The following is an 11,801-nucleotide window of genomic DNA, read 5'->3' on the forward strand; positions in this document are numbered from 1 at the left end:
TAATCTTATGGCAATTTATTTAAAAATCGACGGTATTGACGGTGATGTAACGGCAGCTGGTCACGAAAACTGGGTTGAGTGTGACTCAATGGAGTGGAACGTTACTCGTAGCCTGAGCACTAAGCCAGGTCAAGGTAAAGACCGCGAATCGACAACTCCAGTCGTGGGTGAAATCACTCTGACAACTAAGATGGATAAAACGTCTCCGTTGCTTTTCGCTGAATCATGCGTAGGTCAAGGTAAAACGGCTAAGATCCACCTGGTTCAGACTACTCCACAAGGTATCGAAACCTACATGGAGTACACGCTGACTAACACTCTGATCAGCTCTTACAGCGTAATGAGCAACGGTGACCGTCCTGTTGAAGCTCTGTCCCTGAACTTCACTAAAGTAGAAATGAAGTACACTACTTGGAACGAGCAGCACCAACCAGAAGGCAGCGTACCTGCTGGTTACGATATCGCTACAGGCATCCGTCTGTAATCGATACTGTCCGGCAGCAACTTCGGTTGCTGCCGTTTTGCGTTCCGATTGGTAGCAAAAGGACTGTTACCCATTAAACAAGGAAGTCTATGGTCGATTTTACTCAAGATGGCCGTCTGTTAGCGATTGACACTCCATTGGGAGAAGATGTTCTTTTATTGACGCGGCTAGATGGCGAAGAGGCAATCTCTTCATTGTACGAAATCGAAATTGAAGCTTACTCAACCCAATCGGATATCTCCCCAAGTGATATAGTTGGGCAAAATGTCACGCTTAAAATCTCGTCGATCGACGATGATTCCCTGTTTTTACCCGAGCAATACCGTTACTTAAACGGCTATGTGCGCAGTTTTCGACAAGATGGGCGTCAACTACAAAACTTACGCCGTTATACGGCGACTGTTGTGCCTTGGTTCTGGTTTTTAACCCAGACAACCGATTGCCGAATTTTTCAATTTAAAACCATCCAAGAGATCGCGAAAGAGATCTTTGATGAAAATGGGTTTACCGATTATCAGTTTAAACTAGTCGGTCAGCACCCATCTCGTGAATACTGTGTTCAATACAAAGAAAGTGACTACAACTTCCTCTCTCGACTGTTTGAAGAGGAGGGGATCTACTTCTATTTTGCCCACGAGAACGGCAAGCATACCTTAATTATCAGTGACCACATTGGTGGTTATTCTGAGTGCTTTGAAGGCAGTGTTAGCTATTCGGCCGGCTCCCTTATCGAGAGCACCATCCATAATTGGTATCACAACTACCAGTTTATGACCGGTAAATACGCGAAACGTGATTACGACTTTAAAAAACCGAGCCATCGGTTACAGGCCAGTATGTCTGCAAACATGGTAATTCCGGGTGTCGGAAAGTTTGAGCGTTTTATCTACCCTGGTCGCTATGAAGATAAATCGTTTGGCGAACAGCTGACACGTTTGCGTGTTGAGTCTGATGAGGCTGCTTACGATGTAGTGTCCGGTGAAAGTGGCTGTCGCTCCATGAGTGCTGGCCATACTTTTGTACTCGACCGCCACGACGACACCCCAAGTGAAATGGGTGAGTACGTTTTATTAGCGGTTGCACACAAAGCCCAAGACTATTCTTTTACGGTTGATGACGAACAAGAGAAAGAATACAGCAATACCTTCCGCTGTATCGCGTCCGAAACCATTTACCGACCACCCCAAGTCACTGGCTGGCCGCGTATGCAGGGCCCGCAGAATGCGGTGGTTGTTGGCCCAGAAGGTGAAGAGATTTACACCGATGAGTTTGGTCGTGTGAAGGTTCAGTTCCCTTGGGACCGTTACGGCGGATACGATGAAAACAGTTCTTGTTGGGTTCGTGTAACCCACTCCTGGGCTGGGAAAAACTGGGGTAACATCTTCTTGCCACGCATCGGGCAAGAGGTGATCGTTGATTTTATCGACGGTGACCCAGATAGGCCGATCATTACAGGGCGTGTATACAACGCTGAACAGATGCCGCCGTATGAGTTACCGGCCAATAAAACCCAAAGTGGTATATTGACGCGCTCCTCTAAGGGGGGCACCGCAGCAAACGCCAACGCATTGCGCTTTGAAGACAAAAAAGGGCAAGAAGAAGTTTGGCTACACGCCGAGAAAGATCAGCGCATCGAAGTAGAAAACGATGAGTCCCATTGGGTCGGACACGATCGGGTTAAAGAGATTGATCATGATGAAACGGTGTTTGTGCATCATGATCGAACAGAGACCGTTGATAATAACGAAAGAATCCATATTCGAAATAGTCGTATACACACTACGAATGTTGCTGAGATTAAAACGGTAGGCATGATTCGAGTACATACGGTAGGTATAAATGAGGCCAATTCAATTGGTGCAATGCAACAGAATACGGTTGGAATTGATCAGACAAATACTGTAGGAAATGATCAAACAAATACTGTAGGTCAGAAAATGATTTACGAAGTGGGTGAAGAAATTATCATCCGCACAGGCAAATCAAGCATTCATATGTTATCCGATGGGACGATTACAATCCAAGGCGTTGATATTGATATCAAAGCCGAAAATGAAATCAAAACCAAATCTGGTAAAGATACCTCAGTGAAAGCCGGTGGCATTATAACGTTGAAAGCTAAAAAAGTGCTTGGAAACTAGATGATGGACATTTTAAAAAAAAACCAAAAAGTCTTAGTTAAAGATCAAAAAAAGACTGAGCTTAAAATTGATGAAATCACCCATCATTACGAGATGCCCATAAGAGCATTATTAAAAGCAATTGATAAAGATGGAAGGCCGTTAATTGAGCATGATCTAAATCCAGGAATAGAGTACGTAGCTGAATCAACCGTTTATATAGATGAAGTAGATCTTGGAAAAACGGTTGTTGTTCTATTCCTTAATGGTAAAGTTAAAGATCCTGTTATAACGGGCATTATTCAAAAGCCATTGCCAATAGGCAAACCCGCTGAATTAAATTATTCCAATGGAATTGTAATAAAAAGTGGAAGAAGCAAAGCGGTTTTGGATCCTGTCGGAACAGTGTTACTACAGGGCGACACCGTTAATACGCTTGCTTACGGTACAGCAAATATTAAAGGCAGTGCAGTTAAGATTAACTAATGGACATTAATAACTTCACCAAATTCCCAGTAGCTTATAATTATGCATATGACTGTGATGGCCGTGAACATTTAATTGTCATCCTCAAATCTGGTTGGAAATACTCCAGCGAGTCTGAAGAATTGGAAGCATTAAATGGGGATGAAATTGAGATTATCTACTCGGATAAGTATCTTGGGAATCCTGAATGCTCGCCGCTTTACCAAGAAAATGATTTTAGTTTTTTTAAGCCTAAGTGTGATGTGATAGCACATGCCTATGCTTATCCTGAAAAAGATAATCTTCTATCCACTTTATGCTCTTTAGAAGTTGTTGATGCGTTCAAAAAGGAACTAAGGATATTTTCTAAAAGATATTGGGCTTATGATCATGGCTGGAAAATAGAACAAGAAAAACCTCTAACTAAACAAGCCATACATTATTCATTAGCCTACGGCGGGGTGGACAGTAAAAACTTCCAGAACACTCAACAAGTGGATACGTATATCGAAAACCCTATAGGTATCGGATATTTTTCTGATTCAACAGATAAAGATATTATTAACCAAAATGTAGCTCAAATCGTTTATTCAGATGAAGAAATAACTCATCCTAGAAAGCAATATAGACCAGCATCTTTTGGTCCAATTAACAGAAATGTTCACAGTAGATTATCCCTTGCAGGGACGTACGACCAGAACTGGTTTGATAATATCCGTCCTTTCCTACCTGAAGACTTTGATTTAGCGTACTACCAATCGGCACCGGATGATCAGCGAATAGAATATCTGAAGGGTGGTGAAGTTATTAGGCTCAATAATTTATCAGAGGAAGGATTTGATCAGTTTCGCATTCCGGATCTCAATTTCTATTTGCAATATACAAAACAAGGTAATAAATCTCAATCTTTAAAGTTAAATGCGGATACTTTGTTTATTGAGCCAGAATTTAAAAGATTTACTATTGTACACCGAGTTGTTATACCAATTGAACTGTATAAAAAAGAGATAAAAAGCGTTGAAGTTGGAACTCCATCAAGAGCATGGCTTCGCGCTAAGATGTATGGTAAGACTTATAAACCACTTGGTCGGTAGGGCTAGATGTGAACGCATTGTATATTAAAGATATAAATTTATACAGCTGTTTAGGATTAGGTGCTGACATTAATGGTGCGGCCATGTTACTCAACTACAATGGTTCTTATCTTAATCAAGCCCGTTGTGACCGCGAATCAAAGATTCGAGGTGTAAGTAAGCTCATCAGTTACTTAGACAAAGTACTAGAGTCCGTTGATTTAAGCAATGTACATTGTGTTTCTGTATGCTGCCCAGAAAAAAATAGAGTGGGGTTGAGTGCCTCTTACTTTTCTTCTCTTGAGCAAAAAACCATAGAGTATTTAAGCAAAAGGCAAGAATTGCAAGGCAAATCCGTTAAGTTTTATTTTTTAGGACGTGTTGCCGTTTTTAAAGCGGTATCAGATTTAAAAGATAGTCTTGGAGCTGATTCAAGCGCGTTAATTATCGCGCTTGATACGTATTTATTCCCACAAACGTTAAACTCCCTATCGGGTCAAGGTTTTGATCTTGCAACAGGTATCAAACAAAAAGACAGAGCATTAAGTGAATCTAATAGTGATGGATTTATACCAGGCGAAGCGGTAGGAGCAATGGTAGTTGCTAACGATGACTTTTTTGGAAAGAAGCTAACCATTCAAGGAGTCGGTTTTGATTCTGAGGATGCGCCTTTAGGGTCGAACAAAGTTAATCGGGCAACCGGATTAACAAATGCGCTGAAGGTGGCTTCGCAGTCAGCCTCTATAGGGCTTGAAGAATGTGGCTATCGCGTAGCAAGTGCTTCTGGCGAGCAATATTTTTTTGATGAGCTATCTGTAGTTCAAACTCGGGGGCTTAAAAAAAAGATAAAAGATCAACCTCTTTTACTGCCTGCTTCAAATATTGGTGAGGTTGGTTCGGTAAGCGGTATAGCCATGTTTTTATTAGCCTTATACAGCCGCTTAAATAATTATGTTTCAGGAACTAATGCAGCATTATTCAGTAGTAATGACGATCCTTTAAGGTCTGTTTGCTTCGTTTCCCTGAAAAGTGGAGGTTGATTATGGTCAATCAAGTATTTGCAAATGGGTTAGAAGTGGCATGTAAGATTGCGGAGGGTGTATCCAGTGCTGCTTTTCCTGACCCGTGCTGGAGTCCTCCGTACCCTAAAGCAGGTAGAGTTTTAATCCCTTACGCTAATACAAGTTTTGCTAATACTCTGGAAAATGGCAGTAAAAGCGTGTTCATAACGGGTAAGCCCGTAGCATTGAAGGACTTTTCTTTCTTTGGATCAAGCTCTGGTAACGAGGCGGCAACCCGAAATCTTGGAATGGGATTATTGTCTGGAGTCATACAAGGTAAAGCGTACTTTAGATCTTGGTCCATGAATGTTTCAGTGGAAGGTTATAATGTGTGCCGGCACTCGGACCGGATGACGCATAATCATGGCTCTGATCCAGGAAATACTGGTAACTGGACCTACATCGATACCGCTGATAGAAAAAAAGCTTGTAAAGAAGAGCGAAAAGCGGTTGAGAAACACTGCGGTGTATCTGAGTCAGAAAATAAAAAGTTTAAAAACAGACAGGCTAAAAGAAAATCTCGAAAGAAAAAAACGGGAGGTGCACTTAAGAAGCATGAAGACACTTCCCGTGATATGACTTGGAAAGATAAAAACTGCATAGCCCTTATGATTAAACCTTCGGACATAGATTCGATGGGTGAAAGGCTGCAGCAGCTCGAGGATGAGGCGAATGATCTTGTTAGTGATATCTTTGGTACACTAGGCACGTATGTAGGAGATAAAGCTTCGGATCTCGCAGCTAGAGCTGGGTCAAAATGGTTGGCTGGCTTAGGGTGTACGGCTGTTGGGCCTGAAGGAACGGTTATTTGTGAAGCTGGTGTAACCGTGTGGAATATAGGCGATGGTCTTTTTACTGGCCTTTCGACATTATGGGGCTTAGGTTCACATGCTTTTGAGATTTATGATTTAAAGGATGTTTTAAGCACAGGTAAAAGATATTACGATGATTTGGTAAAGTATCAAAACGGCGAAATAACCAAAAGCGAATTTTGGGAAAAAGTCCGTGAGTCAATGAAAGAGTATATTAAAGATAATAAATGCCTACGCTCACGTAAATGCATGCTCTCGCCATGGCAAACCGCTCAGAAAGCAAATAAATATGGCAAAGAAGAAAATGCTACTGTAAAAGATAATAGCACAAACAAAACCATGTTCAATGCGCTAGGCAGTAAAGGTGGGTGTTGTCCAGGTCAAACGGGGCACCATCTTATTCCTGATGCTTGGATGAAAAATTGCCCTCAGTATACCGAAAGTGTTCACCGCTCTGCGCCAGTTGTATGCGCAGAAGGAACAAGTCATAGTGATGGAACTCATGGGACCTTTCATGAAGTAACAGATATAGCTGTGCAAGATATGCTAGGTAAATCAATTTCAATGAATGATGCTATCGCTCTTGCAGTTGAAATTCATAATGATGGGCTTATTCAAGATTTTGGGCCGCATACTTTCTTTGGCGTTAAAATGGGTAATCATTGCAACCCTGAGTGTATCGAAGCCCAGTTAAGAAGCTTTTACGAAAAAATTGACTGTGATCCAGAACCAACACTTAGAGATGGTTCGAAAAAACCGAAAGAAGATAAAAACAAGGAAGATACTTCTAGTAATAATGGTCAAGAAAATACTGACAGTGACGCAGTAGAGGAGTAATTGTAATGTCAGATATATTTGAAAACTACATAATTTATGATTGCGCCATTTGTGATGTGGACTATTACGTTATTTGTGCGGAAGAACGCTTACCTGAAGATGAGTTCGACTATTATTCGAATCGTGGTCGCACTCAAATCGGATTCTATAACCCAAATAAACAATACGGTGAGGAACCAAGTTGGGGGGGGCGAATATTTCCCGAAAATAGCTTCTATAACTCAAGAGTGGTTAACACTGTAAGTAGAGAGTATATTCTTTCCGATAACACAGGTGAGGTTTTTTATGGAGGGCTTGGGGATAATAAACATAGAGAGAATACTCTTTCCAAAGAGCAATTAATTCACCAATTGGTAAATATAAATGGAAGTATATATGGAGTTGGTTATGGAAGGACAGTTACAAAGCGCCTAGGCCCTAATCATTGGGAATCATTAAGCAATGACATTCAGGGTGGAAAAGAAAGGTTTAAAGGATTTTCCGATTTAGATGGATTTAATGATAATGAACTGTATGCCGTCGGCGGTAAACCTGATATTTGGAAGTTTAATGGAAAAGAATGGCATCAACTCGATGTGACTGATGGACCTTTTATGCCCAAATGTGTCTGCTGCGCTTCTGATGGATATGTCTATATCGGTGGAGCGTGGGGCATGATCGTTAGAGGTCGAGGAGATGAATGGGAGTCGTACATGGAAGTTAATGATTCTGGTCAGTTTAAAAACTCCACGTTTTTCTCTGCGGTTAATTATAAAGGTCGTATCTTTTTTGGTAGCGAAGATGGTGTTTTTGTCTTAGATGAAAACTCACCAAAACTAGAGTACAAAAAATACGATTTTGAGGGGCAGATATCGCCATTTGCGGCAAAGAGGATGGATGTTGGTTACGGTTTAATGATGTGCGTAAGCGAATATAAAGTTGCTATTTTCGACGGCGAACAATGGAAAGTGATTTATGGCGGTGGCCCTTCGGACCGTGAAAGAGCCTTCTTACTAGAACAAATGCATCAAAATGCCGAAGATATTGTTGATGCACTGCAAGACATTCGCGACCAGTTAAAGAAAGACAGTAAGTAATAGATATATGTATGCCAGCATTTTCATTAGCGATTTTAGATAGCCAAAGTGAATCTATAAAATAAAGCTCAATAGTCTTATGTCCGATATATTTGAAAACTACATAATTTATGACTGTGCCATTTGTGATGTGGACTATTACGTTATTTGTGCGGAAGAACGCTTACCTGAGGATGAGTTCGACTATTATTCGAATCGTGGTCGCACTCAAGTTGGTTTCTACGACCCAAATGACCAAGATGGAGGTGAACCAAGCTGGGGAGGGCGAATATTTCCCGAAAATAGCTTCTATAACTCTCGTGTGGTCAATACGGCGGACAGTGAATATATCCTTTCCGATAACACAGGTGAGATTTTTTATGCTGGGCTAGGAGATAATAAACACAGAGAAGCTACTTTATCAAAATTTTTAAGAGTTAAGGATCTTGTCAATATCAATGGGGCTGTTTTTGGAGTCGGCGCGGCTCGAAAGATTACAAAAAGAATTGGGCCTAATAATTGGGTATTGCTTAGTGAGTCTATACAAAATAAAACTGATGAAATTGTGTATGATGGTTTTTCAGATCTAGATGGTTTTCATGAAAATGATTTATACGCAGTCGGTGGCGATCCTGATATCTGGAGCTACGATGGTGAAGAATGGCATCAACTCGATGTGACTGATGGGCCTTTTATGCCCAAATGTGTCTGCTGTGCTTCTGATGGATATGTCTACATCGGTGGTGCGTGGGGTATGATTGTTAGAGGTCGCGATGATGAGTGGGAATCGTATATGGAAGTTAATGATTCTGGTCAGTTTAAAAACTCCACGTTTTTCTCTGCGGTTAATTATAAAGGCCGTATCTTCTTTGGTAGTGAGGATGGGGTTTTTGTCTTAGATGAAAACTCACCAAAACTAGAGTACAAAAAATACGATTTTGAGGGGCAGATATCGCCGTTTGCGGCAAAGAGAATGGATGTTGGTTACGGTTTAATGATGTGCGTAAGCGAATATAAAGTAGCGATCTATGATGGAGAGCAATGGAAGGTTATTTATGGCGGTGGACCTTCAGACCGTGAAAGAGCCTTCTTACTAGAACAAATGCATCAAAATGCCGAAGATATTGTTGATGCACTGCAAGACATTCGAGACCAGTTAAAGAAAGACAGTAAGTAATAGATAGATGTATCCCAGCATTTCCATTAGCGATTTTAGATAGCCAAAGTGAATCTATAAAATAAAGCTCAATAGTCTTATGTCCGATATATTTGAAAACTATATAATTTATGACTGTGCTATTTGTGATGTTGACTATTATGTGGTGTGTGCTGAAGAGCGTCTATCTGAAGATGAGTTTAATTATTACTCAAATCGTGGCCGTACAAAAGTTGGTTTCTATAATCCGAATAAACAGTACGATGATGGCCCAACTTGGGGTGATAGGGTATTTCCAGAAAATAGTTTCTATAACTCAAGAGTGGTTAACACTGTAAAGAGAGAATACATTCTCTCAGATAATACAGGTGAGATTTTCTATGGTGGACTTGGTGATAATAAACAACGTGAGTCGACATTAGAACAATATCTTTGGGTAGAGAACCTTGTAAATATTAATGGAACTATTTTTGGAGTTGGTGGTGCTCGTATTGTTACAAAAAGGATAGGGCCTGATAATTGGTTGCTTATTAGCAAATCTATCCAAAGTGAGGATCTTTCTTTTGAAGGTTTCTCAGATCTAGATGGTTTTCATGAAAATGATCTATATGCAGTCGGTGGGGATCCAGATATCTGGAGATATGATGGTGAAGAATGGCATCAACTCGACGTAACTGATGGGCCTTTTATGCCCAAATGTGTCTGCTGTGCTTCTGATGGATATGTCTACATCGGTGGAGCGTGGGGCATGATTGTTAGAGGTCGAGACGATGAGTGGGAATCGTATATGGAAGTTAAGGAATCTGGTCAATTTAAGAATTCCACGTTTTTCTCTGCGGTTAATTATAAAGGCCGAATCTTTTTTGGTAGTGAAAAGGGTGTTTTTGTTATAGATGAAAATTCGCCTACATTAGAATATAAAAAATACGATTTTGAGGGGCAGATATCGCCGTTTGCGGCAAAGAGAATGGATGTAGGTCACGGTTTAATGATGTGCGTAAGCGAATATAAAGTTGCTATTTTTGACGGCGAACAATGGAAAGTGATTTATGGCGGTGGACCTTCGGACCGTGAGAGAGCTTTTTTATTAGAGCAAATGCATCAAAATGCCGAAGATATTGTTGATGCACTGCAAGACATTCGAGACCAGTTAAAGAAAGACAGTAAGTAATAGGGAGTTAATGTGCCATTATCACCATTAATCAGTGAGCAGATAAAATACGATGCGCCTTTTAAATGGTTCTATCGGCACTCTTCGTTATTTGATTATACGTTAGGGAAAAAGAATTTCGAAAAAATTGACCGTGATTTAGATCAATGTTCTACATTGGTTAATAGTTTTCATCCTAATCAGATAAATTCTTTCTTTGACAAGTCTGATATTGGCACTCATTTTTTTATTTTTAGATATTTGATTGAAAAGGATAAGCATCAGGAAATCCCTGGTTATTACCTTGAAAGCTTACGAGATGAGTTGATCTCAGCTATTTATTTTTCAAACAAAAGCTGTATTATTAATTATCTAATAAACTGTGAAAATTCCAGTTTGATCTCTGTTGGACTTGAAGTCGCTGGCGCGTTGCATTTGAATCAATATTTTGATGATGCGATAGAGTGTCTAAATTCTTCATCCAAAGATATTCTTTTAGGCGCAATAAAGTATTTTTACTTTAACAAATCTCTTGCAAAATATGCCTTTCAATATCTATCTGAGCTGGCTCTGCACGATGATGTTAAGATTAAGCTTGCCGCATCTGAATGCCTGGTCTTGCAAGGCAGTAGCCAGTATATAGACACTTTGATTCGTCATATAGATGAAGATAATTATCAATTATTACTCACTTCAATCATGGCTTCTTCTGACTATGAGTATAAAAAGTCGTTGATTTCTGACTTGCTAGATTCGAATTTGAAAAATAATATTAAGTGCACTGCTATATGTTTCTCTGGTGCTAAAGATTTTATCCCAAACCTTATCTCTTATTCAGAGGATATAAGTGATAACGTTCTTGACTATCTAGAGTATATGCTTGGTTTGAATCTTGAAAGCGAGGGGTTAACTAAAGATGTAGAGCAGCCAATTAGTGAAGATTTTTTCGATTTATCCACTTACCCTGATTCTGATAGATTAAGTAAGTGGTGGACCAATAATGAAAAAAATTACCCTAGCGAAATGATCTTTGGTTTAAAAATGGATTCATCAACGATGTTGTATTTATGGAATTCTGGTACACAAGCACATAGGCATTTTGCTAATCATTATCTAGCGGCTAGAAATAGTGAATGGGACCTCAAAGATTTCAGGTTTAAGTTAGTTTCTGAATAAAGTATTTTAGCATAACGAAGTTTATGTACTCTTCTTCACTTAATTAATTCCTGTGAATCATCCATCATTACTTTGACTTAGAAAATCCAGATGATAACTCACCGTTCTCTTTGAAATTCGGACTAATGATGATTTCCCATTTTTCTCCGTCATATATTGCAGCTTCAGTAGAGCCAGAAAGCATAAGCAAATCATCTTTGACACTGATAAAGCTCAGATCTTTTCATTAAATAGTCGCCCCTGAAAAATACGTAACCGTATGATTTATAGTGGTTTATAATGCGGTTCGATTATGGAAAACCCGCTTTTTTTGCCCTTCAGGGCCCAAATAGTTGCAGAATCGTTGATTTATGAAACCGAAGAAGAAGCTTTCAGAACCGCAAAACGATATGTTCCGACCCAGGCTGGAGGA

The 11,801-nt window shown here is 40.0% G+C and carries 10 protein-coding genes; all 10 read left to right on the forward strand.

Annotated elements, in window-relative coordinates:
• Positions 1-7: 7 nt before the first annotated feature.
• The 10 genes from ACXAF9_RS07405 to ACXAF9_RS07450 all read left to right on the forward strand — a co-directional run bounded on the left by ACXAF9_RS07405 (position 8) and on the right by ACXAF9_RS07450 (position 11,389).
• Complete coding sequence (locus ACXAF9_RS07405) at positions 8-484, forward strand: Hcp family type VI secretion system effector (RefSeq protein ID WP_475072371.1); 477 nt, start codon at positions 8-10, stop codon at positions 482-484.
• Positions 485-573: 89 nt separating this feature from the next.
• Positions 574-2,625, forward strand: coding sequence for a type VI secretion system Vgr family protein (locus ACXAF9_RS07410; protein WP_475072373.1), 2,052 nt, complete (start codon positions 574-576; stop codon positions 2,623-2,625).
• A complete protein-coding gene (locus ACXAF9_RS07415) occupies positions 2,626-3,090 on the forward strand; it encodes a DUF6484 domain-containing protein (RefSeq protein ID WP_475072376.1) in 465 nt (154 codons plus the stop codon).
• A complete protein-coding gene (locus ACXAF9_RS07420; RefSeq protein WP_475072378.1) occupies positions 3,090-4,163 on the forward strand; it encodes a DUF2169 family type VI secretion system accessory protein in 1,074 nt (357 codons plus the stop codon). The genes ACXAF9_RS07415 and ACXAF9_RS07420 overlap by 1 nt, the downstream gene beginning before the upstream one ends.
• An 8-nt stretch (positions 4,164-4,171) precedes the next feature.
• Positions 4,172-5,182, forward strand: a complete 1,011-nt coding sequence (locus tag ACXAF9_RS07425) for a hypothetical protein (protein WP_475072380.1) — start codon at positions 4,172-4,174, stop codon at positions 5,180-5,182.
• A gap of 2 nt (positions 5,183-5,184) precedes the next feature.
• Positions 5,185-6,852, forward strand: coding sequence for a PAAR-like domain-containing protein (locus ACXAF9_RS07430; RefSeq protein WP_475072383.1), 1,668 nt, complete (start codon positions 5,185-5,187; stop codon positions 6,850-6,852).
• A gap of 5 nt (positions 6,853-6,857) precedes the next feature.
• The gene (locus ACXAF9_RS07435) at positions 6,858-7,928 is read left to right on the forward strand and encodes a hypothetical protein (protein ID WP_475072386.1); all 1,071 of its coding nucleotides are present in this window, start codon (positions 6,858-6,860) and stop codon (positions 7,926-7,928) included.
• A gap of 79 nt (positions 7,929-8,007) precedes the next feature.
• Positions 8,008-9,084 carry a hypothetical protein gene (locus tag ACXAF9_RS07440; RefSeq protein ID WP_475072389.1) on the forward strand — a complete coding sequence of 359 codons (1,077 nt, stop codon included), beginning with the start codon at positions 8,008-8,010 and terminating at the stop codon, positions 9,082-9,084.
• Positions 9,085-9,163: 79 nt separating this feature from the next.
• On the forward strand, positions 9,164-10,234 hold the full coding sequence (locus ACXAF9_RS07445; protein WP_475072392.1) for a hypothetical protein: 1,071 nt from the start codon (positions 9,164-9,166) through the stop codon (positions 10,232-10,234).
• A 12-nt stretch (positions 10,235-10,246) separates the two neighbouring features.
• Positions 10,247-11,389, forward strand: coding sequence for a hypothetical protein (locus ACXAF9_RS07450; protein ID WP_475072396.1), 1,143 nt, complete (start codon positions 10,247-10,249; stop codon positions 11,387-11,389).
• Positions 11,390-11,801 lie beyond the last annotated feature (412 nt).

The organism is Neptunomonas sp. ABH4_499, from assembly GCF_056160565.1.

Excerpts from the sequence above, each read along its gene's own strand:
- ACXAF9_RS07430 (WP_475072383.1), top strand. The coding sequence starts at position 5,185 with ATGGTCAATCAAGTATTTGCAAATGGGTTAGAAGTGGCATGTAAGATT.
- ACXAF9_RS07445 (WP_475072392.1), top strand. The coding sequence starts at position 9,164 with ATGTCCGATATATTTGAAAACTATATAATTTATGACTGTGCTATTTGT.
- ACXAF9_RS07410 (WP_475072373.1), top strand. The coding sequence starts at position 574 with ATGGTCGATTTTACTCAAGATGGCCGTCTGTTAGCGATTGACACTCCA.
- ACXAF9_RS07440 (WP_475072389.1), top strand. The coding sequence starts at position 8,008 with ATGTCCGATATATTTGAAAACTACATAATTTATGACTGTGCCATTTGT.
- ACXAF9_RS07420 (WP_475072378.1), top strand. The coding sequence starts at position 3,090 with ATGGACATTAATAACTTCACCAAATTCCCAGTAGCTTATAATTATGCA.
- ACXAF9_RS07435 (WP_475072386.1), top strand. The coding sequence starts at position 6,858 with ATGTCAGATATATTTGAAAACTACATAATTTATGATTGCGCCATTTGT.
- ACXAF9_RS07405 (WP_475072371.1), top strand. The coding sequence starts at position 8 with ATGGCAATTTATTTAAAAATCGACGGTATTGACGGTGATGTAACGGCA.
- ACXAF9_RS07415 (WP_475072376.1), top strand. The coding sequence starts at position 2,626 with ATGATGGACATTTTAAAAAAAAACCAAAAAGTCTTAGTTAAAGATCAA.